22 protein-coding genes and 1 pseudogene are annotated in these 23,695 nt (G+C 67.3%); 12 read left to right on the top strand and 11 right to left on the bottom strand.

The annotated features are described in order from the left end of the window. Positions 1–181 precede the first annotated feature (181 nt). The 3 genes from NK1_RS20825 to NK1_RS20815 all read right to left on the bottom strand — a co-directional run bounded on the left by NK1_RS20825 (position 182) and on the right by NK1_RS20815 (position 2,366). Positions 182–859, bottom strand: a complete 678-nt coding sequence (locus NK1_RS20825; protein WP_063011063.1) for a DUF8020 domain-containing protein — start codon at positions 857–859, stop codon at positions 182–184. 232 nt (positions 860–1,091) lie between these two features. Further along, positions 1,092–1,760: a DUF8020 domain-containing protein gene (locus NK1_RS20820; protein ID WP_063011027.1), complete on the bottom strand. Its 669-nt coding sequence runs from the start codon at positions 1,758–1,760 to the stop codon at positions 1,092–1,094. 156 nt (positions 1,761–1,916) lie between these two features. Next, positions 1,917–2,366 carry a hypothetical protein gene (locus NK1_RS20815; RefSeq protein WP_063011025.1) on the bottom strand — a complete coding sequence of 150 codons (450 nt, stop codon included), beginning with the start codon at positions 2,364–2,366 and terminating at the stop codon, positions 1,917–1,919. A 266-nt stretch (positions 2,367–2,632) separates the two neighbouring features. Between NK1_RS20815 and NK1_RS20810 the strand changes: the two genes are divergently transcribed. The 3 genes and pseudogenes from NK1_RS20810 to NK1_RS20800 form a co-directional block, all read left to right on the top strand. After that, entirely contained in the window at positions 2,633–3,970 is a 1,338-nt protein-coding gene (locus NK1_RS20810) for an NsdA family TPR-like regulatory protein (RefSeq protein WP_084461289.1), read from the top strand. Between the two features lie 92 nt (positions 3,971–4,062). Next, entirely contained in the window at positions 4,063–5,322 is a 1,260-nt protein-coding gene (locus NK1_RS20805; protein ID WP_063011061.1) for a pyridoxal phosphate-dependent aminotransferase, read from the top strand. Between the two features lie 538 nt (positions 5,323–5,860). Continuing rightward, positions 5,861–7,090, top strand: a pseudogene (locus NK1_RS20800) (YibE/F family protein); the annotation flags it as partial. A 590-nt stretch (positions 7,091–7,680) separates the two neighbouring features. Here NK1_RS20800 and NK1_RS20795 read toward each other — a convergent pair. Both NK1_RS20795 and NK1_RS20790 read right to left on the bottom strand, forming a co-directional pair. Beyond that, positions 7,681–8,877 carry an MFS transporter gene (locus tag NK1_RS20795; RefSeq protein ID WP_063011020.1) on the bottom strand — a complete coding sequence of 399 codons (1,197 nt, stop codon included), beginning with the start codon at positions 8,875–8,877 and terminating at the stop codon, positions 7,681–7,683. Positions 8,878–8,950: 73 nt separating this feature from the next. Further along, positions 8,951–9,541 (bottom strand): TetR/AcrR family transcriptional regulator, encoded by a 591-nt coding sequence (locus NK1_RS20790; RefSeq protein WP_063906062.1) that lies wholly within the window; start codon positions 9,539–9,541, stop codon positions 8,951–8,953. 68 nt (positions 9,542–9,609) lie between these two features. Here NK1_RS20790 and NK1_RS20785 point away from each other — a divergent pair, with 68 nt between their 5' ends. The 3 genes from NK1_RS20785 (at position 9,610) to NK1_RS20775 (ending at position 12,525) form a co-directional block, all read left to right on the top strand. Beyond that, positions 9,610–10,449, top strand: a complete 840-nt coding sequence (locus NK1_RS20785) for an SDR family NAD(P)-dependent oxidoreductase (RefSeq protein ID WP_063011016.1) — start codon at positions 9,610–9,612, stop codon at positions 10,447–10,449. 122 nt (positions 10,450–10,571) lie between these two features. Then, on the top strand, positions 10,572–11,000 hold the full coding sequence (locus tag NK1_RS20780; RefSeq protein WP_063011014.1) for a hypothetical protein: 429 nt from the start codon (positions 10,572–10,574) through the stop codon (positions 10,998–11,000). Positions 11,001–11,511: 511 nt separating this feature from the next. After that, a complete protein-coding gene (locus NK1_RS20775; RefSeq protein ID WP_063011012.1) occupies positions 11,512–12,525 on the top strand; it encodes an Rpn family recombination-promoting nuclease/putative transposase in 1,014 nt (337 codons plus the stop codon). Between the two features lie 19 nt (positions 12,526–12,544). On the opposite strand, the gene NK1_RS20770 is transcribed toward NK1_RS20775, so the two are convergent. Then, the gene (locus NK1_RS20770; RefSeq protein WP_063011010.1) at positions 12,545–13,237 is read right to left on the bottom strand and encodes a helix-turn-helix transcriptional regulator; all 693 of its coding nucleotides are present in this window, start codon (positions 13,235–13,237) and stop codon (positions 12,545–12,547) included. Between the two features lie 134 nt (positions 13,238–13,371). Between NK1_RS20770 and NK1_RS20765 the strand changes: the two genes are divergently transcribed. Genes NK1_RS20765 through folE form a run of 3 tightly spaced genes read left to right on the top strand, consistent with a single transcriptional unit; the run spans position 13,372 to position 14,981 of the window. Further along, complete coding sequence (locus NK1_RS20765) at positions 13,372–13,896, top strand: DUF2231 domain-containing protein (RefSeq protein WP_063011008.1); 525 nt, start codon at positions 13,372–13,374, stop codon at positions 13,894–13,896. 28 nt (positions 13,897–13,924) lie between these two features. Then, positions 13,925–14,386: a hypothetical protein gene (locus NK1_RS20760; RefSeq protein WP_063011006.1), complete on the top strand. Its 462-nt coding sequence runs from the start codon at positions 13,925–13,927 to the stop codon at positions 14,384–14,386. A gap of 1 nt (position 14,387) precedes the next feature. Further along, on the top strand, positions 14,388–14,981 hold the full coding sequence (folE, locus tag NK1_RS20755) for a GTP cyclohydrolase I FolE (protein ID WP_063011004.1): 594 nt from the start codon (positions 14,388–14,390) through the stop codon (positions 14,979–14,981). A gap of 8 nt (positions 14,982–14,989) precedes the next feature. On the opposite strand, the gene NK1_RS20750 is transcribed toward folE, so the two are convergent. From NK1_RS20750 to NK1_RS20740, 3 genes are all read right to left on the bottom strand, one after another. Beyond that, entirely contained in the window at positions 14,990–15,478 is a 489-nt protein-coding gene (locus tag NK1_RS20750; RefSeq protein ID WP_063011002.1) for an SLOG cluster 4 domain-containing protein, read from the bottom strand. An 84-nt stretch (positions 15,479–15,562) separates the two neighbouring features. Further along, positions 15,563–16,951 (bottom strand): DUF7159 family protein, encoded by a 1,389-nt coding sequence (locus NK1_RS36065; RefSeq protein ID WP_063906061.1) that lies wholly within the window; start codon positions 16,949–16,951, stop codon positions 15,563–15,565. Between the two features lie 154 nt (positions 16,952–17,105). After that, on the bottom strand, positions 17,106–18,428 hold the full coding sequence (locus NK1_RS20740; protein WP_063011000.1) for a UDP-glucose dehydrogenase family protein: 1,323 nt from the start codon (positions 18,426–18,428) through the stop codon (positions 17,106–17,108). Between the two features lie 124 nt (positions 18,429–18,552). Between NK1_RS20740 and NK1_RS20735 the strand changes: the two genes are divergently transcribed. Next, positions 18,553–19,089, top strand: coding sequence for a YdcF family protein (locus NK1_RS20735; protein ID WP_063010998.1), 537 nt, complete (start codon positions 18,553–18,555; stop codon positions 19,087–19,089). An 18-nt stretch (positions 19,090–19,107) separates the two neighbouring features. Here NK1_RS20735 and NK1_RS20730 read toward each other — a convergent pair whose 3' ends face one another. After that, positions 19,108–20,160, bottom strand: a complete 1,053-nt coding sequence (locus tag NK1_RS20730) for a M48 family metalloprotease (RefSeq protein ID WP_063010996.1) — start codon at positions 20,158–20,160, stop codon at positions 19,108–19,110. A 138-nt stretch (positions 20,161–20,298) separates the two neighbouring features. Between NK1_RS20730 and NK1_RS20725 the strand changes: the two genes are divergently transcribed. Then, positions 20,299–21,942 (top strand): purine-cytosine permease family protein, encoded by a 1,644-nt coding sequence (locus tag NK1_RS20725; protein ID WP_245660705.1) that lies wholly within the window; start codon positions 20,299–20,301, stop codon positions 21,940–21,942. Between the two features lie 250 nt (positions 21,943–22,192). On the opposite strand, the gene dcd is transcribed toward NK1_RS20725, so the two are convergent. Continuing rightward, positions 22,193–22,792 (bottom strand): dCTP deaminase, encoded by a 600-nt coding sequence (gene dcd, locus NK1_RS20720; RefSeq protein ID WP_039783301.1) that lies wholly within the window; start codon positions 22,790–22,792, stop codon positions 22,193–22,195. 155 nt (positions 22,793–22,947) lie between these two features. Here dcd and NK1_RS20715 point away from each other — a divergent pair, with 155 nt between their 5' ends. Then, a complete protein-coding gene (locus NK1_RS20715) occupies positions 22,948–23,595 on the top strand; it encodes a fasciclin domain-containing protein (protein WP_063010992.1) in 648 nt (215 codons plus the stop codon). Positions 23,596–23,695: the final 100 nt, after the last annotated feature.

The raw sequence follows: 23,695 nt of genomic DNA, 5'->3' as shown, positions 1-23,695 counted from the left end.
ACCGCGAAGGGGCGCTGCCGACACCGGCGGCGCCCCTTCGTCGTATCCGCTGTTCCCTGCCGACGACGGCAATCGGTTCGAGGCGTCGTCTGTTTGCGTCGGTTTGCGGCGGGTTCACCGATAACGCCGAAGGCCGGCCGCTGCTCGAGCGACCGGCCTTCGATGGTGCGTAGCGTAACTCCTAGTTGCCCGTGGAGTCCTTGGCCCACTTGGTGGTTCCGGGTGCGGCTTGCAGGGTGTTGATCAGATCCAGTCCCGCGATGCCGAGGGCGGGGCCACCGACGGCGATGGTGCCGAGGATGCCGCCGACACCGGCTCCGGCGACCGCGGCGGGGAGGCAGCCGACGCCGAACAGCGGCAGACCCAGGATGCAACCGGTGATTCCGCCGACCACGACGCCGATCGCGGTGCCGACGAATCCGCCCACGGCCGTGGCGATTCCGAACTGTGTGGAGAAATCGTTCATCGCGCGCTGGTTCTCGAGCGGCGACGCGATCGGCTGGACGGCGACCGGATGGTCGGTGGTCATCGTCTTCTGCGGTGTCAGTTCGAGGACGGTGCCGTCGTTCTTCACCACCGGCTTCACCGGAACGGCGACGTCGTCGACCCGCACATCGGTGGGCAGCGAGACCACGGTGACACCGTGGGAATCGGTGACGGAGTACGACTTTTCATCCTGCGCCAGCCGGAAGGTCCCCCCTTGCAAGGTCGTGACGACCGTCTTGTCCACGAGTTTGACCGAGTACCTGATCCCGGTCTGCTCCGGCGTCGGAGCCGGGTCGGCGTGGGCGGTGGTCAGCCCGGCGGTCAGTGCGCCGATCGTGAGCGCGGAGGCCGCGGTGAGGCTGCGGAGATTCATCGATATTTCCATTCCGTCATCGAATCTCGGCGCTCGCCCCCTCGACGAGCGCCGTCACACCTGCGGGTTTGCGGTGAATTCGCTTGGAGCTCATCGCTTTCGGCCACGCAGGTGGGTCGATGTTACGCGCGACCCCACCGGGGAAGGAGCCCCCAGTCCTGGGGGCTCTCACAATGCACGGCGTGGCGAATCGGGTTGCGGCACAGCCGAACCGCGATCCGACGGAACGGACCTACTTGTCGTCGGCCCATTTCGTCGTGCCCGGCGCGGCCGACAGCGTGCCGATCATGTCGAATCCGGTGATCGCCAGCGCGGGGCCGCCGATCGCGATGGTGCCGAGGATACCGCCGATGCCGGCCCCCGCGACCGCGGCCGGAATGCAGCCGACGCCCAGCAGCGGCAAGCCCAGAATGCAGCCGGTGACACCGCCGACGATGGCGCCGACCGCGGTACCGAGGAAGGTGCCGACGGCGGTCGCTACGCCGAAGTTGGTTTCGAAATCGTTCATCGCGCGATGGTTTTCCATCGGCGAGGCGATCGGCTGGACGGTGACGGGCTTGTCGACGGTGACGGTGCGCTGCGGCGTCAACTCGAGGACGGTCCCGTCATTCTTGACCACCGGTTTCACCGGCACCTCGGTTCCGGCGACGCGCACTTCGGTCGGGAGTGAGACGACGGTGGCGCCGTGGGGATCGGTGATCGCGTAGGACTTGCCGTCCGCGGCGATCCGGAAGGTGCCGCCCTGCAGGGTGGTCACCACGGTCTTGTCGACGAGTTTCATGGAGTACTTGATCGCGGCCGGTTGGGGCGCGGCGGCCGGTTCGGCGTGCGCGGCAGTGGTTCCGGCGGTGACGGCGCCGACGACCAGTGCGGATATCGCGGTAAGGCGCTGGAGCTTCATCCGGCAATCTTAAACGTCTTCATGTCACAAATGGGTCAAATCTGAAGAAGGTACGTTCCGGATCTGATTTTCGCACCCGTGTTCCGAATCCGGGTCCGCCCCCGACAGGTAACGAGGCGGACCCGGATCGGCAGCGGCGAGGACCGGTCTGCGGGTTCAGTCCTCGCCGCCTCTTCCCACCGCCAGCGCCGTCGTGACGACTATCGAAAGGGGTGGAAGTTCCAGGCCGGACCCCGGCGCCACGATCCAGTGGCAGCCCTCGCGGGTCCATCGGCCCAGGCTGGTGGGCATCATGATCTCGCCGCCGACGGCCGGGATGCCGATATCGAGACGCTGCAGAATGTCGGCGACCTGCCCGCCGGGCCGGCTGTCGGGGAATACGAGGAAGCTCCACCGCGCGCGCCGGGCCAGTACCGGCCCGCAGCCGCCGTGCTCGGTGAGGGATCGGCACACCGCTTCGGCGCGGGCGGCCGGCAGATGTACGACACCCACGGTGCCGGTCACCGGCAGCGTGACGAATCCACCACGCTGGATACATGTCAGACCGGCGTGATGCCGATAGAACATCACCCAGTCGTCGGCGGTTCTGAGCTTCTCGACGTTCACAGTTTCCCGACCTTCACGGCGACTCCCTCGATATCTTCAAGGCTCCCGCCACTGCGACGTCTCCGAAACGCCCCCACGCGCGCTCTGCACTGCCCTTTCACTGCCCAACCCGCCACGACCAGCCAATTCCCGTGTACCAGCTCGATTTCGGATGTGGCCGTGGTCACCGACCGCTCGTACTCTGGAGACGAGTTCGCGCGGAAGGGGACATCGTGGTCCGGCAGTGGTCAGGTAAGGAAGCCCGTGCCCTCCGCGATGCCAAACGCATGAGCATCAGGGAGTTCGCGGCCCATCTGGGAGTTCACGAACGCCTGGTGTCGAAATGGGAGGCAGGCGGGGCCCGGGTGCATCCGCGCCCGGTCAACCAGGCCGCGCTGGACACATCACTCGCCAGGTCCGACGAAGTTGTGCGGGCACGGTTCGCGGCCATGATCGATCAGCCCGTCATCGATCGGCCGGAACCGGAATTCGAGGTGCGTCAAGGTCATTCGGCGCACAGCAAGTATTCGAGCGACGCGGAACTTTTGGCACTCGTAGACGCCGGTGCGATGAGAGGTGATGCGTTAGCCGAGATTTCGGAGAGGGATCTGATCATGGCGGCTGCCCACGAAGCCAGCGAGCACGCCGGTCGCGCCGAGGCGAGTAATGTCGGCGCCTCCGCGCTGGAACAACTCGACGCCGATGCCACCCGCATCGCCAGGGAGTATGTCCACGTGCCGCCGGTTCCGATGATGGTGGAGATGCTGCGGGTGCGCCGGCGGGTGTACCGGTTGCTCGAGGGCCACCAGAAGCCCGCGGACACAAGCCATTTGTATCTGCTGGCCGGCACGCTGTCGGGTCTGCTGGCCAACGCCAGTACCGATCTCGGACATCTCGACGCCGCCGGGGAACAGGCCCGCGCGGCCTGGGCGTACGCGGAACTGTGCGGTCACAACGGATTACGCGCGTGGACGCGCGGCATGCAGGCGCTGATCGAATACTGGTCCGAACGGCCGCGCCGGGCGGTGGCACTGGCACAGAACGGTCAGCAGTACGCGGATTCGGTGACCGCGAAGGTCCGGCTGCACAACATCGAGGCGCGGATCTGGTCGAAACTGGGGAGCGCCGCCGACGCCGAACGCTGCATCCGCGCCGCCGAGGCCGCGCGCACGGGTACCGGCACCGACGAACTGCACGACGAAACCGGCGGTGTCTTCGGCTTCCCGGAGGCCAAGAGCCATTACTACGCGGGCGCCACGTACATCCACCTCGGCCAGGCCGAGCCGGCGCTGGCCGAAACCCGGCGCACCATCGAGTTGTACAGCGGCGGCCCGCGCGAACAGCGGTCCTACGGAGCCGAGGCGCTGGCACGGGTCGACAACGCGGCGGCCCAGTTGATCAACGGCAGTCTCGACGGCGCCGGGGACGCCCTCAGTCCGGTACTCGAACTCTCCGAGGACCGCCGCATCGCGCAACTCGAGGAACGGCTCACCGGATTGCGCCGCCGCATCGCGACCCCGCGCTTCCGCGACGCGGTCGAGGCGCGCCGCCTGGACGAACGGATCGAAGAGTTCTGCGGCACCACGGTCGCCACGGGGATGCTGCCGGCCAATCCGCCCACCTGAACGGCGGCCCCACGGCGCCCGATGTGACCGGCACAACGCCGATGTGGCGCGGTGGCGATGCCTCGGATATGTAGTTGCGGGGCGGTGGCACCATTGAACAGGTGAGCCCTACCAGTCAGTCACCGCATCAGCCGCCCCGGGTTCTGGAGCAGTCCCTGAAGCTCCAGAACGTTCTCTACGAAATCCGTGGGCCGGTGCACGCACATGCGGCACGACTGGAGGCCGAGGGCCATCGCATCCTGAAACTGAACATCGGCAATCCGGCGCCGTTCGGTTTCGACGCGCCCGATGTGATCATGCGCGACATGATCGCCGCGCTGCCGTACGCGCAGGGCTACTCCGAATCCAAGGGCATCCTGCCCGCGCGCCGCGCGATCGTGACCCGGTACGAACTGGTCCCCGGCTTCCCCGAGTTCGATGTGGACGACGTCTATCTGGGCAACGGCGTCTCCGAGCTGATCACGATGACGATGCAGGCCCTGCTGAACAGCGGCGACGAGGTGCTCATCCCCGCCCCGGACTATCCGCTGTGGACGGCCATGACCAGCCTGGCCGGCGGTACCGCCGTGCACTACCTGTGCGACGAATCCAACGGCTGGCAGCCGGACGTGGCCGATATCGAATCCAAGATCACCGACAAGACCAAGGCACTGCTGGTGATCAACCCGAACAATCCGACCGGCGCGGTGTACTCGTCGGAGGTGTTGCAGCAGCTGGTCGACCTCGCTCGCAAGCATCAGCTGCTGCTGCTCGCCGACGAGATCTACGACAAGATCCTCTACGACGACACCAAGCACATCTCACTCGCGAGCCTGGCTCCCGACCTGCTGTGCCTCACTTTCAACGGCCTGTCCAAGGCCTATCGCGTGGCCGGATACCGGTCGGGCTGGCTGGTCATCACCGGTCCGAAGGAACACGCGGCCGGATTCCTCGAGGGCATCGACCTGCTCGCCTCCACCCGGCTGTGCCCGAACGTGCCCGCTCAGCACGCGATTCAGGTGGCGCTGGGCGGCTACCAGAGCATCGAGGATCTGATCCTGCCCGGCGGGCGGCTGCTCGAGCAGCGCGATGTGGCCTGGGAGAAGCTCAATATGATCCCCGGCGTCTCGTGCGTGAAGCCGAAGGGGGCGCTGTACGCGTTCCCGCGCCTGGATCCCGAGGTCCACGAGATCCACGACGACGGCAAACTGGTGCTCGACCTGCTGCTTCAGGAGAAGATCCTGATGGTGCAGGGCACCGGTTTCAACTGGCCGCAGCACGATCATCTGCGCATCGTGACGCTGCCGTGGGCCCGGGACCTCGCCGTGGCGATCGAACGCTTCGGCAACTTCCTCTCCAGCTATCGCCAGTAGTCGGGGCCGGGACGAGCCGAAACAAACCGGGAGTTTGGAAAAGTAGGTTTTTGAAGACTTCACTGGCGCAAACTTCGAACTTTTGTGTACAGTAGTCCTCGGCACTCACAGTGCCCGGCCGAGCCGCCTACCCCCCCTGGGCCGCTCGGTCCTGGATTCGACCGCCTACCCCCCCTGGGCCGTCGGATCCCTTTCGGGCGGCGGAGACATCCCCCTGCTCTCCGCCGCCCGCTCCCCCGCTGTCCCGCCTCTCCGCGTATTCAGGCCTGATTCAGGTGCGGGGTTCTTTGCGTTGGCGGGCGGCGGATGGTCGATTTGGTTCTGTCAGCCCGTGCCCGGTGAGTTACCCATGTTCTTGCGTGATCACGCGTGCGGATTGCTACCACTGATTTCGGGTGGACATGGATAACTCGTCGGGGACGGGCAAACTTGGTCCCGGTCTCGCCGTCGGCCGCCAACGCTCCTGCGCACGCGCCTGAATCCGGCCGAAATACCCGGAGAGGCGGCACTGCAAATACTTTCCTTTAAGCTCGCTGCGGTGAGCGAGCATCATCATCACCATCATGACCATTCCGGGCCTGTTGCTATCGGGGCTACGGCGGCTCGGGTGGTGGTGGGGGTGCTCACCGCGGTCGGGGTGATCGTCGTGATCGCCATGATCTGGTTGTGGCCCAGCCGGCAGCATGTGGATATTCCGTTGCCGATGCAGAACGGCGGCGGTGGGGCGGTGCAGACCGAGGCCGGCACCGTGGCGATGCAGGATATGGGGCCGTGCGGTAGTCCGTCGAACGGGCGTGCCTTTCCCGATACTCCGCAACCGCCGCCGACGAATTCCTATACCTGTCAGCGCAGTCTGGTCTCGATCGATTCGGGGCCGAACAAAGGCAGCCGGACGCTGCTCGAAATCGCGCCCGGACCGGGACAGCCGGATTTGCATGCCGGAGACCACATTCGGCTGGTTCGGCAGGACGATCCGAGCGGCACCACCATCTATTCCTTCGACGACTTTTCGCGCGGAATGCCGCTGTTGCTGATCACGCTCGTCTTCGTGGCCGTGATCGTGGTGGTGGCGCGGTGGCGCGGGTTGCGCGCGGTGATCGGCTTGGTGTTCGCGTTCGGGGTGCTGGTCGTATTCCTGCTGCCCGCCCTGCTCGACGGGAAGCCCGCGATACCGGTCGCGCTCGTATCGGGAGCGCTGATTCTCTACGCGGTCCTGTATCTGGCGCACGGCGTCAATCTGCGGACCAGTTCGGCGTTGCTGGGCACGCTCAGCGCGATGGTGCTGGCGGCGGTGCTGTCCTGGGTCGCGCTGGAGGTGACTCATCTGACCGGACTGTCGGAGGAGCAGAACACCAACGTCGCGACCTATATCCAGCACGTCAGCATTACCGGCCTGCTGCTCGCGGGCTTCATCATCGGCTCGCTCGGTGTGCTCAACGACGTGACCATCACCCAGGCCTCGGCCGCCTTCGAACTCGCCGCCCTCGACGAAGAGGCGACGCGGCGTGAGATCTTCGCGGCCGCCATGCGCGTCGGCCGCGACCACATCGCCAGTACCGTCTACACACTGGTCCTCGCCTACGCCGGCGGCGCGCTGCCGCTGCTGCTGATGTTCTCCGTCGCCGGTCGCTCCATCCGCGATGTGCTGACCGGTGACGCGGTGGCCATCGAAATCACCCGTTCCGCGGTCGGCGGCATCTGCCTGGCGCTGTCGGTTCCCTTGACCACCGCCATCGCGGTCCTGCTGGCCCGTCCGTTCGGCCGGGGCGCCGACTTCGACGACTACGAGCCCGAACCCGCACCCCGCCGTGCCTCCGTGCCCGCGGGCCGCCGCCGGGCGGAGAGCGCAGCCGAAACCACCGGCAGCCATCGCCGAGTCGCCGCGCGCGGCGAGACCGCGGGAAGCCGCCGGCGCGTGGACGGCCGGGAGCACACGGGCCGCCAAGGCCGCATCGACCATCGCGGCGGACCCGATACGGGTAGTCATCGCCGCGTCGAAGGACGTCCGGGCGAGCCGCCCACCCGTCGACGCACCGCCCCGTCCCCCGATGCGACCGGGGGCCAACGCCGCGTCGACGACCGCCGCGCCGACACCGGCGGCCACCGGCGCATCGACGACCGCCGGACCGATACGGGCAGTCACCGGCGCATCGACGACCGCCGGACCGACACCGGCGGCCACCGGCGCATCGACAGCGGAACCGGAGAGCCGACCGGCGGCCACCGGCGCGTCCCGTCCGGACGCCCCCACGACGACCCCCGGCCGAAGTGGCCCACCCGTACGCCGCGACCGGACGCGGACCGCCAACCCCGGAGCGACCCTCCGCCCAGAAACCGAACCTCTTGGCCCACAACAGGTTACGAGGAGTGATCGAGTGATCTGCCGGCGGTCACCACTGCCGCCATCACGATCGCGAGGGCCGCGATCACCGCGGTGGTAACCCAGCCGAACCAGCTCACCGCGGCCGCACCGAAGGCGGTGCCGGCGCTGCCCCCGACGAAGTACACGACCATGTAGGCGCTGTTGAACCGGGCGGGTGAGCCCGGGTCGATGGCCAGCACCGTGCTCTGATTGGCGACCTGCGCCGCGAACAGGCCCGCGTCGAACAGACCGAGGCAGACGAGGGCGAGCACCGTATTCGACAGCGCCACAGCGAGTGTCACGGCGGCGGCACCGGCGACGACGAGTCCCACGAGGATGACGCGACGCGCCCCGACCCGATCCGTCCACGCCCCCGCGATGCGGGTCGCGGCGACACCGGCCAGTCCGGCGAACGCGTACAAGCCGATTCGCTCCGACGAATAGGAGAACGGCGGCTGCGACAGGGCCGCCGCGAGCCCGGCCCACACCGTACAGAAGGCGAAGAACCACAACGCGCCGCGTCCGGCCGCCGACCGCAGCAACGGATATCGGGTGAACAGTCCCGGCAGCCCGCGCAGCATCGTCAGGTAGCCGGAAGCGACCGTGGCCCTCGCGGCAGGCAGCACAAAGCGGGTGGACACCGCGAGTGCCACACAGGCCGCCGCGAAAACGAGCAGCATGCCCCGCCAGCCGATGAGGTCGGTGAGCCAGCCGCCGACGATGCGTCCGGCGAGTATTCCGGCCGAGATCCCGGCCGTCACCGTCCCCAGCACCGTCGCGCGCCGGCTCTGTTGCGCGAAACGCCCTGCGACGGAGCTCATCTGGGCGCCCACCGAGGACGCCGCACCGATCAGCCCGATCACCGGGCCGAGCAGCCACACCGCCCCGACCGCGGCGCCGATCGCCGATGCCGCGGCGAGCGCGGCGAACTGCAGCGAAACCACCGTCCGAGGTGGGTATCGGTCCACCAGCGGAACCAGGAGTGCCAGCCCGAGCAGATAGCCGACCGGCCCGCACCCCAGTGCGATCCCCATTTCCGCGACCGACGCGTGCAGCGAGCCCGCCACCGCCGCGATCCCCGGCTGCAGCACGTACATGGTGGCGGTGCCGAGTCCCGCCCCCACCGCCATGAGTCCGACGACGGAGGTGCGCAGTACCGGGTCACGGGTATCGGTCAGCAGGTTGTTGTTCATGACCACGACGCTAGGAACCGCTCCCGGCGGGTGCTGGCGCTAATCGGACGCGAACATCATCGCCCACAGTCGTTCAGTCGGGAAGCAGGCCCATCGCCGTGAGAATTCGGTCCGCGTAGCCGGAATCGATGGTCTCCCCGCTGATCAGCAACCGGTAGTAGAGGGCGCCGTAGATCAGATCGATGGCAGTGTCCGGGTCGAAGCCGGTGGGAAAGCCACCGGCGGATCGGGCCTCGGCGAGGAGTTCACCCACCTCGGCCCGCCGCCCCGCGATGAACCGATCCCGCAGCGCCGCAGCCAATTCCGGGTCGTGTTGCGCCGCGGCGACCAGGGCCACGAAGGGACGCCGGGCGTCGGGATCGCTCATCAGCGTCGCCACCCGGCGGACCGTCGTGCGCAGACGGGTCAGGGCATCGCCTTCGGCGGGGACGCTCATCCGGTCCGCGAAGGCGTCGGTGAACGCATCCATCAGAACGGCCGCCTTGGTGGGCCACCAGCGGTAGATGGTGTTCTTGCTGACTCCCGCGTGAGTGGCGATCTCGTCCACACTCAGCCCCGGCAGTCCGCGGTCGGTCAGCAGGTCGCGGGCCGCCGCGAGCACCGCGCGCCTCGAACGCTCACTGCGCGGCCGCCCAGGACCACGCGACTGTGTCATCTCGACCATGGCGCAAGTCTAGCGTTTTGGATACGATACGAGCAGTATCCTAATTAACCGCAGATGAGGGGCATACGATGACGACGGACGAGGTGTGGCTGATCACGGGAGCCGCCTCCGGATTCGGATTCGCACTGACTCACGCGGTCGCGTCCGCCGGCGGCCGGGTCGCCGCGACGGCCCGTGATCCCGAGCGCGCGCGGGCCCTGCGAGAGCTGGCGGCCGAGTATCCCGAACGAATCCTGGTCGCCCCGCTGGACGTCACCGACGACGAGCAGTGCCGGCACGCGATCGCGCAGGCGAAGCAGGCGTTCGGACGGATCGATGTCGTGGTGAACAACGCCGGCTACGGGGTTTTCGGTGCGCTGGAGGAGATTCCGGACAGTGAAGTGCGCGCCGTATTCGAGACCAATGTCTTCGGATCGCTCAACGTCGTGCGCGCCGTGCTGCCGGTATTGCGCGAGCAGCGCAGCGGCCACCTCGTGCAGATCTCGTCGGTGGCCGGTGTCGCCGCGCCGTCGCCGGGGCTGGGCCTTTATGCCGCAACGAAATTCGCGGTCGAAGGGATGAACGAAGGACTTCTGCGTGAGGTCGCCCATCTCGGCATCGGTGTGACCATCGTCGAGCCCGGCATGTTCGGCACCGGTTTCGTTGCGTCGCTGGGGATTACACCCGCCGCACATCCCGACTACGGCGACAGCGTCCGGGCGGCCTACGACCGTTTGTCCACCCTGGATCCCAGCGTGTACGGCGATCCGGCCGACGCCGCGCGGCAGATCATCGCGGCGGTCGAATCGCCCACGCCTCCGCTGCGACTGCCGATCGGCCGGGACGCGATCACCGCGATTCGCGCCAAACTGACGGGTGAACTCACCGCCCTGGATGCATTGGACCGCGCCACGGCGTGCATCGGGTAGTCGCCGGGTCGGCACGTCGCGCCGGGTCGAAATCCGGGGTGGCAGGCGCGCGGGAATGCCGCTAAGGTCGTTGCGTTCCACCGGCACGGTGCCGGTGGAGTTCTTCAACGGGGGTGGGCCGCATGGCATTCCGTAAATCGACGATTCAGAAACAGCTGGCCGAGAAGCTGGCCGAATTCGCTCCTCCGGGGGAGCAGATGCAGCTGGCCTTCCAGGCGATCACCGGCCCGAGCCCGTGGGTGGACGATCTGCCCTATGTGCGGTTCGCGATGCTGTTCGTGCGCAAGTACTACTTCGTGGTGCTGACCAACACATCGGTCGTCATCGTCGAGGCGAACAAGTGGACGGGCCGGCCCGCGAGCCTGGTCTGCGCCGAGCATTTCAGCACGGCCATGTTCACGGAGATGAAGATCAACCCGCTCTGGTCGAAGGTGTACTACCGCATGCCGCACACCGGAGCGCCCGAGCGCCTCAACGTGCATCGCCGCTGGCGCGAGGAGCTCGACGCGCTGGTGTCGCGACTTCCGCAGCTGGCGAATCTGGCTGCCTGAGAGCAGAGCCGGCGGTGGTGACGATCGCCCAGTGCGAGAACAACTCTCGATTGTCGCGCTCCGCCATCACCCATTCCGCCCGGACTCGTCACGCACGACGGACCTGAACTATTCGTGCAAACCTCCACGAAAATGCGCGAAAACCGCAGAAAGCGACGAGGTTTGCACGATTAGTTCGGGGAACGCTCTCGGCCAGAGGAGCGTTCCTGCCGCTGCCCACCGGTATGGGTACAGCATCGACACCGTCCACGGCAACGCAACACGCTCAACCAGACGTAAGGCATCGACGGCGGGTTCAGCGCTCCTGTTTCGGCAGGGTCGCTGATCTCTTTTCAGCTCGCAACAGGAACAACGAAACGGGCGCCGTCACGCGGGGCATCGCCGACCGCAGCACGGCTGAATCCGGTTCGGTTGCAGCGGCTTTCGTCGCTCCGCGCGGTGCACCAACTGGGCGCACGGTCTACATCTGAAGCACTCACGGTTGTCGTAGCCTCGAGGTAGCTTCGCGTCCATGCCCGCCAACCCGTCGAATCCGCACGACGCCTACTTCCGGCGCGTACTGAGTCGCCCAGCCGACGCCGCCTGCGAACTCCGCGCGGCGCTCCCGGCGGCCGTCACCGACCGGATCGACTGGGACACATTACGTTTGCAGTCCGGCAGCTTCGTCTCCGCCGATCTGCGCTCCCGCTACAGCGACCTGCTCTACCGCACTCGCCTCGACGGCCATACCGCCTACATCTACTTGCTGATCGAACATCAAAGCCGCAGCGACCATTTCATGGCCCTGCGCATCTTGGAATACCTTGTCGGCATTTGGAATCAGCACCGTAGCCAGCATCCCGAGGCGCGCACCCTGCCGGCGGTGATCCCGCTGGTCGTGCACAGCAATCACACCGGCCGCCCATGGAAGGCCCCCACCGAGGTGGCCGATCTGATCGACCTCGACCCATCCGCCCGAGAAGCATTGCAGCCTCATCTGCCCCGGCTTCGGTTCCTGCTCGACGACGTGGCGGCACTGGACCTGCCCGCCCTGCTCCGACGGGATCTCACACCGGCCACCCGAGTGATGCTGGCCCTGCACAAAATGGCACCGAACAACATCGACCTCGGCACCGATATAATTTCACTGATCGACGACCTGCGTGCACTGCTGTTCGGCCCCGAGGGGAAGTCACAGTTCCAGGCCGTCATCGCTTACATGATGACCGTCAGCGACATCTCGGAAGTTGATCTGCTCCCGTTGGTCGATCAGCTCGGACCGCCAGCCAAGGAGGCAATCGTGACCACTGCCGAACGGCTCCGCGCCGAAGGCGAAGCACGTGGAGAAGCGCGTGGGGAAGCACGTGGACGTGCCGAAGGAGAAGCACGCGGACGTGCCGAAGCACTGATCGAACAGCTCACAGTCAAATTCGGCCCACTGCCCACCCACATCATCGACACCGTCCACGCTGGCACTCCCGAGCAAGTCCGCACCTGGTCAGCTCGCATCCTCACCGCGACCACACTGGACGAAATCTTCGCCTGAGCCCGCTGCTGCCCAACCCCTACTGTGCGGGGCGGAGTTCCACGCAGCATTCGCCGGCGGTCGGCGCCAGCACCGCTTCGAGTGTCTCGGCTTTCAGGCCGGACAGCACTCCGCGTAGATAGGCGTGGTTGAGGCCGCAGACCAGGCCGGGGGCTTGGGTGGCGAGGGGGTGGAACGGGCAGTTGCGCAGGCGGAGGCAGTTGAGCGGGTCGCGGCTGGGTTCGAAGCCCTGGTCGGACAGGATCGCCTGCACCACCGCGAGGGCGCGCTCGACGCCGAGGCGGCCGGGACGTAGACGCTCGCGGGCGTTGTGGCCCAGGGTTTTTCCGCGTTCGGCCGCGACTCGTTCGGCGGCGTCGCGAGCCGTTTCGCCGGTGCTCTCGGCCAGCACCGCATCCATCAGGATCTCGGCCAGCACTTCGTGGCGGCGTTCGGGGATGTTCACGCGCACCTCGGCGTCGGTGGGCTCGTACACCTTGGGGGCGCGGCCGACGCGGCGTAGGCCGCTGGTCTGTTCGTAGTGCGCCTGGAGGAGTCCGGCGGCGACGAGTTTGTCCAGATGGAAGGCGGCCAGTTTCCGCGAGATACCGACCTGTTCGGCCGCCTCGTCACGAGTCACCGGCCGCCGGGCGGCGCGGATGAATCTGTACATGCCGCGCCGCAGTTCGTCGTCTAGCACCGCGACCACACCGATCGCCGAATCGCTGGTCATCCGACCACGATAACGCCTAATCACATGGGTCGAAAGATCGATCACACCTATTCACGGGCGTTGTATTGACCGCAGATACAGTTTCGCCAATACTTATTGGCGAAACTGAACCTCGACCGAGGGAGGGTGGAGTCATGGCGGATGATGTCGTGACCGGAGATTTGGAGCAGGCCAAACAACCCGTCAGCGCCGCACTGGCCGGGCCGTACGGGCATCCGTTCCACCCGATCCTGGTGACGGTGCCGATCGGGGCGTGGGTCGCGAGCCTCGTCTTCGACATCGGCTCCCACATCGTCGACGACCCGCAGTTCCTCGCCCGTGGGGCCGAATGGCTGGTGGCGATCGGTGTCCTGGGAGCGTTGGCTGCGGCCACGGTCGGCTTCCTGGACCTGTTCGCCATCCCGTCCGGCACGCCCGCGTTCCGCACCGGACTGACGCATATGAGCCTGAATCTGGTCATCACCGTCGCCTATGCGCTGAACTTCTGGTGGCGGACCGCGGCCGGCACCGATCGCGCGACACCCGTCGGGCCCCTGATCTTGTCGATCGCATCCCTCCTCGTGCTGGGCATATCCGGATATCTCGGCGGCAAACTCGCCTACCGCTACGGCGTGCGAGTCGCCGGCGAAACCACCCAGGCCACCGGCTACCGCCGCTGACCTTTCCTTCTCACCTTCGGGAGTCATCATGGGCATCGCAGCTCTGATCCTCTGGCTGCTCACCGCCGGCGGAGGGTTCTTCCTGCTGGCCACCTGGATCGCCAAAGGCGGTGCACGACAACCCGGTTCGAGCCATCTGCCGCCGCCGGTGGTCTTCGGGCACTTCCTGCTCGCCGCCGCCGGTCTCGTCGTGTGGATCATCTACCTCGTGATCGACGACGACGCCCTGGCGTGGGTCGGATTCGCCCTGCTCGTGCCCGTCGCGCTGCTCGGATTCGTCATGTTCTTCCGCTGGCTGCCGGTATTCCGCGCCCGTACCGCGAACCAGGCCGCCCCCGACCGCGCGGCGGCAAACCTGGGCGGGGCACACGAGGCCGCAGAGCCCGCCGAGCGGCATTTCCCCGTAATGATCGTGGGTGGTCACGGCGTCCTGGCCGTCGCGACACTCGTGCTCGTGCTGCTCACCGCTCTCGGGGTCGGTGGGAGCTAGCGTGTCCGTCCCCGCGTTACACGTCGTCCACGACACCGGCGCCATCGACCTCGCGGTCGCCGAGGATGCCGCTCGCACCTTCCTCACCGCGCTGGGCGTCAACCTCGACAGCGAACATCTGCAGGCCACGCCGGGCCGAATGGCGCGCGCCTACGCCGAACTGTTCACCCCGCGCTCGTTCGACCTGACCACCTTCCCCAACGAGGAGGGTTACGACGAACTCGTGCTGGCCCGCCGCATCCCGTTGCGCTCGGTCTGCGAACATCATCTGCTGCCGTTCGTGGGTGTGGCCCACGTCGGATATCTGCCCGGCGACCGCATTCTCGGACTGTCGAAACTGGCCCGCATCGTCGAACATTTCTCCCGCCGACCGCAGGTCCAGGAGCGCCTGACCAAGCAGATCGCCGACTGGCTCACCGAACACCTCGAGCCCAAGGGCGTCGGCGTGGTCATCGAGGCCGAACACACCTGCATGACCCTGCGCGGAGTCCAGGCCGCGGGCACGACCACGGTCACCTCGACCCTGCTGGGCACACTGCGCGAAGACGCCCGCTCCCGTCAGGAGTTCTTCTCCCTCACCGGAATCGCGCCCTGAGGCGAGCGTCAGCCGCCGGGTCGAGCACCGGCCACGGCGAATGCGACCGCCTCGGTCGCATTCGCCGCCCGGTGACTTCCCCCGATCGTTCGGCCCTCGCCATCGAGGATCTGCCAGCCACCGATCGACACCACCGGCACGTCCCCACGTCGATTGGCGAGCGCCAGCTCCGACAGTGTTCCCCAGGAACCGCCCACCACGATCACCGCATCCGCCGACCGGACCAGAATCGCATTCCGCGCCTCACCCATACCCGTGTATACGACGGCGGACAGGCCGTCACACACACCCGCTCGGTCGGTGTCCGGCCGGACTCCGATCACCAGGCCGCCCGCGGCCGATGCCCCCTCGGCGACCGCCGCCATCACCCCGGTTCCGCCGCCGCACAACACGATCGCGCCGGCCCGGGCCAGCAGCCGCCCGACCTCCCGCGCGGTATCGGCCTCGGTATCCGTGCAGTCGCGCGGCCCGCAGACCGCGACCTGAACAGGGGACATCTCGCACACTCCTCGGGCCTGCCGATAGGTGAAAACAGGCTAATCCGATGCGCCGAACCGCCTACCGGGGCGGCGGCGAAACATCTATTGCCGCGGCGGGAACGGCGGCAGCAGCGGCGGAATGGTCGGCACCACGATCGGCGGCAGGCCCGGGACGACGATGGTCGGCGGCCCCGGCGGCGGAGGTGCGGTCGTGGTGGTCGGCGCCTGCCAGTTCGGAGTGGGCGCGGCCACCGAGGCATTGGTGGCATCGGTGGTCGGCGCGACCGAGGGGTCCGCGGAGGCGCGCGGCGGCGCGACGGGCACCGACGTGGAGGCGGAGGTGTTGCTCTGGGAATCGCCACGCAGCACCGATTGGCCCCAGCCCAGCCCGATCCCGAGCGCGGCGACGACGACCAGCGCACCGACCGCCACCCCGGCCACGCTCAACTCCCGGCGACGACCGGCACCGACGGCACCCACTTTGCTGCCGAGTGTGCTCGTGACACGCGCCTTGTTCCGCTTGCGCGCGCGTCGCAGCGCGTCCTCGGACAACCACACCGGCGCCAATTGCACGGTGTCGTCGGCGGATCCGGGTCCGGGTGCCTGTGGAACCGGCGCGGGTACGGCCACCTGGGCGGGGCGGGCTAGCAGCGCCGCGCCGCGCACGATCACCGTCTCCGGATCGGCGGGCACCAGCACCGGCATCCCCATCCACCGCTCCAGAATGCGCGCGATCAGAGGAATCCGGGCGCAACCGCCGATCACGAAGACCGCCTGCACGGCCTGTTCGGAGCGCATCATCACATCGCGGGTCATGCGAGCCGAGGATTCGACGGCGAGCATGATCAACGCTTCGAAGTTCTCCTGCGACAACAACACCAGGCCGTGTTCGGACGGCACCGCGACCGCCGTGGTACTCGACAGCTGCTCCTTGGCCTGCCGGCATACGCCGTCCAGGGCCGCCAAACCCTGTGCGGTGGGGGGATGTTCGATCCGGCCGGAAGCGATCTGCTGTTCGCGGATCAGCGAATCCAGGTAGTCGCCGCTGATATCGCTGGTGCGCTCGCTGTGGCTCACCTGTCCGGACTCGACGTCGATCACACTGACCGAGAGGCCGGAACTGCCGAGGTCGTAGAGCGCGACCGTGCGATACCCCTGCAGTTCACCGGTGGCGCGCAGGAATTCCCGCGCCGCCGCGACCTCGGGCACGAGTTCGTAGTTGGTGAGCTGGCGGCGCGCGAGGGCGCCCCGCAGCGTGCGCGCATGCTGTTCGTTGCGATAGGCCAGCGCGGTCGCGGCGATCTCGGGCGCGGAACCGAAGACGGCGCCGACGGTTTCGGCGGCCACATCGTCCATGGAGTGCTGTTCGCCGACCGGCATGGCCTGCACATCGAAGGCGGTGGCGACGAATCGTTCGGCGGAGTTACCGGGATGTGGGATCGCGACGCGAATGGCGCCGGCCCCCACCGAAACTCCCAGTACCGAACTCATCTGCCGCCCATCTCGTTTCACGCTTCACGACCGGTACGCCCCGGCCACCGCCCCCGCCGGCCCGCGCTGGGCCGTGCGAGCGTCCCCAGGCCGCCGTGAACGAGCCCGATGCGCATGCCGCAGGGCGCCGCCACTCTACCTGGCTCCCGCCACACTACGACGTGCCGAGTCCCGCGTACACCCATCCCGCGGCGGTCCACGCGGCGCGCTCGAGACAGTTGCGCCCGTCGATGATGGAACGCCCGCGCACCACCGGCTCGAGGTCGCGCGGCGAGAGTGCGGTGAACTCGTCCCATTCCGTGAGAACCAGCACCACATCCGCCCGATCACACGCCTCCGCCACCGAGGTCGCGTAGTTCAGCGTCGGAAAGACGCGGCGGGAGTTCTCCAGCGCTTTCGGGTCGTAGACCGTGACCACCGCGCCGTGCAGCTGGATCATTCCGGCCACGTTCAGCGCGGGCGAATCGCGCACATCGTCGGATTCCGGTTTGAAGGCCGCGCCCAGCACCGCCACGTTGGCGCCCAGCAGCGAACCGCCGCACGCCTTGGCCGCCATATCGACCACCTTGGTACGCCGGCGCATATTGATGTTGTCGACCTCACGCAGGAACGCGACCGCGTGATCGGCGCCGAGCTCCCCCGCGCGGGCCATGAACGCGCGAATGTCCTTGGGCAGACAGCCACCGCCGAACCCCAGCCCGGCGTTGAGGAATCGCCGGCCGATGCGGGCGTCGTGGCCCAGCGCGTCGGCCAGCATCGTGACATCGGCCCCCGTGGCCTCGCAGACCTCGGAGACGGCGTTGATGAACGAGATCTTGGTGGCCAGGAACGCGTTGGCCGATACCTTCACCAGCTCCGCGGTGGCCAGATCGGTGAGCAGGAACGGCACCTGCGCCGCGATCAGGTCGGCGTAGATCTCGCGCACCTGCGCGCGCACCCAGTCGGCGCGCTCGCGTTCGCCGTCGACCCCGAGGACCAGCCGGTCGGGCCGCAGCGTGTCGCGCACCGCGAACCCCTCCCGCAGGAATTCCGGATTCCAGGCGACCTCGACGTCGGTGCGGGCGCGGGCTCGCATCCGGCGGCCCAGTTCCGCGGCCGTGCCGACGGGCACCGTCGACTTGCCGATCAGCACCGACGGCCGCTCCAGCAGCGGCGCCAGCGAATCGGCCACGGCGTGGACGTATTTCAGGTCCGCGCCGTATTCCCCCTTCTTCTGCGGGGTGCCGACGCCGAGGAAGTGGGCGTCGGCGTGCGCGGCCGCCTCCTCGTAGGAGGTGGTGAAGCGCAGTCGCCCGGCGTCGAGGTTGCGGCGCAGCACCGCTTCCAGGCCGGGTTCGTAGAACGGCACGACGCCGTCGGACAATTTGGCCACCTTGCCGGGGTCGATATCGACCCCCAGCACCTCGTGACCGAGCTCGGCCATGCAGGCGGCATGGGTGGCTCCCAGATATCCGGTCCCGAATACCGTCAGACGCATAGTCGATTGATACGCGGCGGGTATGGCCGGTCCGCGTCCACGAGGCGAGGGCGCAGGCAACAGTGGGTGTACAGAGAGAAACCGCCGCCGATCAGCGTATTCGCCGACCACCTACCATCGCAGAGTGCGAAAACGGTGGTGGGTGCGCGGTGCGGTGGGGGTGGTGCTCGTGCTCGCCGTCGCGGTGGCGGCGCTGTGGCCGGTGTACGTGCGCCCGCGCACCGACGCACCGCGCCCGGCCGATGCCATCCTGGTCCTCGGCGGCGCCCACGACGGCCGCGAGGAGCTGGCGCTGCGCCTGGCCCACGACGGTTACGCCCCGCAGGTGGTGTTCTCCGATCCCTACGACCACTCCCCGCTGATCAATCGAATCTGTCACGGCGGATACAGCTTCCGCGTGAGCTGTTTCGATCCCGAGCCACGCACCACGCGCGGCGAAGGACGCGAACTGGCCGCCCGCGCGGCACGGGAGAACTGGCGGCGCGTGATCGTGGTGACCTTCACTCCGCACATCTCCCGCGCCCGGTATGTGCTCGGAAAGTGCTGGAGCGGTGAGATCCTGCTCGTCGACGCGCGGCCACACATCGGGGTGGCACGGTGGGCCTACCAGTACCTGTATCAGTCCTCGGGATACCTCAAAGCCGCCTTCGAGGACTGCTGAACCGGCCGATCCGCCACCTCACCGATCGGCTCCAGGAAAACCTTGTGCCGCACCACCTTCCGGAAGCACCGGCCCGGAATAGCCGGCGATGCGCACCCGCTCGTCCATGCGGTCGCGGATGTGGCGAACCCGTTCGCCGACCGCGGTGCGCGGCGCGTACGCGGAGACCGAGAGTGCGTACAGCGCCGCCGCGTCGCCGGACTCCGCTCGCCGTTCCTGCAGCGCCACACCGAGATCCGTCCCGTAACCCAGGTCGACGGCCGCCCGGTCGGCCCGATAGTCGATGCGGCGTACGACCGGAACGAGAGCGCAGGCCGCGACCTCCGGAGCGATACGCAGCAGCAGTGCGGCCGGTAGCCCCACGATCACGGTGGTGGCCGCGATCGCGGGGCAGGCGACCAGCACCCGGCTGACCGCACTCCAGCCGATACCGAAGATCCGGGCCGCCGGTGGCGTCATCCGCCGCGTCAGCCACGCTCCGACCGCCGCGGGGCCCGAGAGCAACACCCGCTCCAGCCACACCAGCGGCAGATTGAAGTACCGGAACACGAACTGGCACAACGACACCCGCCCCTCGGACCGATACCCGAGCTCCCGGGCGAGCACCGCTTCGAGTTCCCGCGGGGGCGCACCGAGTACGGCCGAAGGGACCGCGATCATCCGCCGGGGCAGCAGCAGTTCACGCTCGCTCTCCCGGATCCACAGCGAATGCGAGGAGGAGGCGATGCCGGATCGGCGGGCCACCCGCTCCCACGCCGTCGTCAGCGCGTGCCGCTCACCGGAAGTGGGCGCGCGCACCCCGAAGCGCGCCGACATCCACCGCCGCTCGGCGCCCAGGAAGCACACCACCGCGACGAGAACACACACCACCAACCACGCGATGGCGAGAATGCCGAGGGTGCCGAAGCCCATCGCCAAACCGAGCCCGTAGAGCACCACCGTGAGGATCGCCGCGGTGGGCGCGGCGGCCAGCACCAGCGCCGTCCAGGAGCGGATCCGGTCGGTCGCGGAGGGCCGGATGGCCGCGCCCGCACCGGGGTCGTTCGCCTTCGCTGTCGAGTCAAAGGTCATGCACCACGGTAAAGGGAGAGCGCAAAGCCGCACGTCGCGGGGCGTTACACGGCGGTAACCGAGCGGCAAACCGGACACCACATCGGGCCTGCACCCTCGAAAGGCCGCGCCGAGCGCGGGAACGATGAGGAGTAGATCGTGGTTGATGTGCAAACCCGTCCGGCGACCGCTGCCGCCGCGACGAAGGAAACCCTCGAGGACTACACGCTGCGTTTCGCGCCCCGCAGCTATCGCAAATGGAGTCCGGCCGTGGTCGGCGTCTCCGCGCTGGGTGGCATCGCCTATCTCGCGGATTTCTCCATCGGCGCCAACATCGGCATCGCGAACGGCACCGGAAATGCGTTGCTGGGCATCGGCATCTTCGCGATCATCATCATGATCACCGGATTTCCGCTGGCCTATTATGCCGCTCGCTACAACATCGATCTGGATCTGATCACCCGCGGCAGTGGATTCGGTTACTACGGTTCGGTGGTCACCAACCTGGTGTTCGCCTCGTTCACCTTCATCTTCTTCGCCACCGAGGGCTCGATCATGGCGCAAGGCCTGAATCTGGGCCTGCACATCCCGCTGTGGCTGGGTTATCTGCTCTCCACGGTGCTGATCTTCCCGCTGGTCGTCTACGGCATGAATACGCTGGCGAAACTGCAGGTCTGGACGACGCCGCTGTGGCTGCTGCTGATGGTGTTGCCGTTCGCGTTCCTGTTGATCCGCCACCCCGAATCGATCGACTCGTTCTTCGCCTACGGCGGTAAGGACGGTGCGGGCGTGAGCCTTTCCGGTGCGCTGCTGGCCGCCGGGGTGTGTCTGTCACTGATCGCCCAGATCGCCGAGCAGATCGACTATCTGCGGTTCATGCCGCCGAAAACCCCGGAGAATGCACGCAAGTGGTGGGGCTGGATGCTGCTGGCCGGGCCGGGCTGGGTGATCTTCGGCGCCGTCAAACAGGTCGTCGGCCTGTTCCTCGCCGTCTATCTGATCGCGAATCTGCCCGGGGCACAGGACATCGCGAATCAGCCGGTGCATCAGTTCCTGGAGATCTACCGGGATATGGTTCCGTCCTGGCTGGCGATGACGCTCGCGGTGGTGCTGGTGGTCATCTCACAGATCAAAATCAATGTGACCAACGCCTATTCGGGCTCGCTGGCGTGGACCAACTCGTTCACCCGCGTCACCAAGACCTATCCGGGCCGGCTGGTATTCCTCGGGGTGAATCTGGCGATCGCGCTGATCCTGATGGAAGCCAATATGTTCGATTTCCTCAACGACATCCTCGGCTTCTACGCCAACTGCGGTATCGCCTGGATCGTCACCGTCGCAACCGATATCGCGGTCAACAAGTACCTGCTGAAGCTCTCGCCCAAACAGCCCGAATTCCGGCGCGGCATGCTCTACAACTTCAATCCCGTCGGCCTGGTCGGCTTCGGATTGTCGGCAGTGCTGTCGATCATGACCTTCTTCGGCGTCTTCGGTGCCGGGTTGAAACCGTATTCGCCGATCGTCGCCGTCGTGATCGCCTTCGTCGCGACCCCGCTCACCGCCGCCCTCACCCGGGGCAAGTACTACCTGCGCCGCGGCGACGACGGAATCGAGCTGGACATGTTCGACGAACACGGCAACCCCTCCGGCGAGACCCTCACCTGCCACGTCACCGGAATGGACTTCGAACGGCCCGACATGATCGCCTCCGCGGTCCCCGGGCCGGAGGGCGAAATCCAATACATCAGCTCATTGGCCCTGTCGACGGACAAGTCGGGCGCCCACGTGCTGCCGCCGAGCTGACGCCCGGCCCGGTCGGCGACATGCCCGCCGATCCGGGTTCGGCATGGCTGAACCAATCGTGCAAACCTCACCGATTCCGACGGTTTTCGCCGATTTCCGGCGAGGTTTGCACGAAAAGTTCAGGCCCCAGCCCAACCACCAACGCGCGCGAGAGCGGGTGCATGCGGCGAACCTAACCCGGGTACGCGGCTCGTGCCCGCCGAGGACGAGATTCCGCTGACGGTTCCGCCGACGCCGGATGCACGCTCGTTCAGGACTCCGCGGGCTGCGGAATCGAATCCTGCGGCAGCGGAAAGTTCATATACGCGCGCGAGGGCGTGGGTCCCCGCTGGCCCTGATATTTCGAGCCGGCCGCCGCACTGCCGTACGGGTGTTCCGACGGGCTGCTCAGGCGGAACAGGCACAGCTGGCCGATCTTCATTCCCGGCCACAGCGTGATCGGCAGATTCGCCACATTCGACAACTCCAGCGTGATGTGACCGCTGAAACCCGGGTCGATGAATCCCGCCGTGGAATGGGTGAGCAGGCCGAGCCGCCCGAGGCTCGATTTACCCTCCAGGCGTCCGGCCAGATCGTCGGGCAGGGTGCAGACCTCGAGCGTCGAGCCGAGGACGAATTCGCCCGGATGCAGGACGAACGGCTCACCCTGGCCGGGTTCGACCAGGGTGGTCAGTTCGTCCTGGCGTTGCGCGGGATCGATATGGGTGTAACGAGTGTTGTTGAACACCCGGAACATTCGATCCAGCCGCACATCGATGCTCGACGGCTGAACCAATTTCTCGTCGAACGGTTCCAGCCCGAGCCGCCCGGCGGCCAGCTCGGCACGAATGTCGCGATCGGAAAGCAGCACGGCGGTCAGCCTAGTAACCCGTGTTCGCGGCCTCGCAGCCGCACAGCGGGCCGGTGCGAAATCCGTCCCATCCGCGGTGGCGGGCAGCGCGAATTCCGTCCCGTCACCAACGAGCTGTGCGACCGCGGGGTCGTCCGGAAGAAAGCGATGAACCGATGAAAAGTATGCAGCGCGCAGTCCTCACCGCGGCACTCGTTTCGGCCGCGGCCCTGCTGGGAGTGTCGGCCTGTTCTTCCGACGACAACTCCGGTTCGGAATCGTCGTCGACGATGATGATGATGTCGCCGAGCGGTTCGGCCGCCGATGCCATGGCCGGCCTGGTCGGCCCCGGCTGCAAGGCCTATGCCGAGCAGGTGCCCTCGGGCTCGGGATCGGTCGAGGGGATGGCACAGGATCCGGTGGCGACCGCCGCCTCGCACAATCCGATGCTCACCACACTCACCGCGGCCGTGTCCGGCAAGCTGAACCCGCAGGTCAACCTGGTCGACACGCTGAACGGCGGCCAGTTCACCGTCTTCGCGCCCACCGACGACGCGTTCGCGAAACTGCCGCCGGCCACGGTAGACAGCCTGAAGACCGACAGCGCCACCCTCACCGAGATCCTGACCTATCACGTGGTGCCGGGACAGATCGCACCCGACGCGATCGCCGGCGAGCACAAGACGGTCGAGGGCGGCATGGTGAATGTGACCCGCTCCGGCGACATGATCAAGGTCGGCGACGCGTCGGTGGTCTGCGGTGGCGTGAAAACCGCGAACGCGACGGTGTACATGATCGACACCGTGCTGATGCCTCCGGCCTGAGCGCCTCCCGGCGTCGAGGCACGTCGAGGGATTGTGAAGACTTTTCCGCCGATCGCACCCATCCGGCACGCCGGGCATGTCGAAACTCTTCCTATGCATG

Origin of the sequence: Nocardia kruczakiae NBRC 101016 (assembly GCF_001612965.1) — a bacterium.
Lineage (GTDB): Bacteria > Actinomycetota > Actinomycetes > Mycobacteriales > Mycobacteriaceae > Nocardia > Nocardia kruczakiae.
The sequence above is the reverse complement of the archived record's forward strand: the minus strand, read 5'-3'. Positions and strand labels throughout refer to the sequence as shown.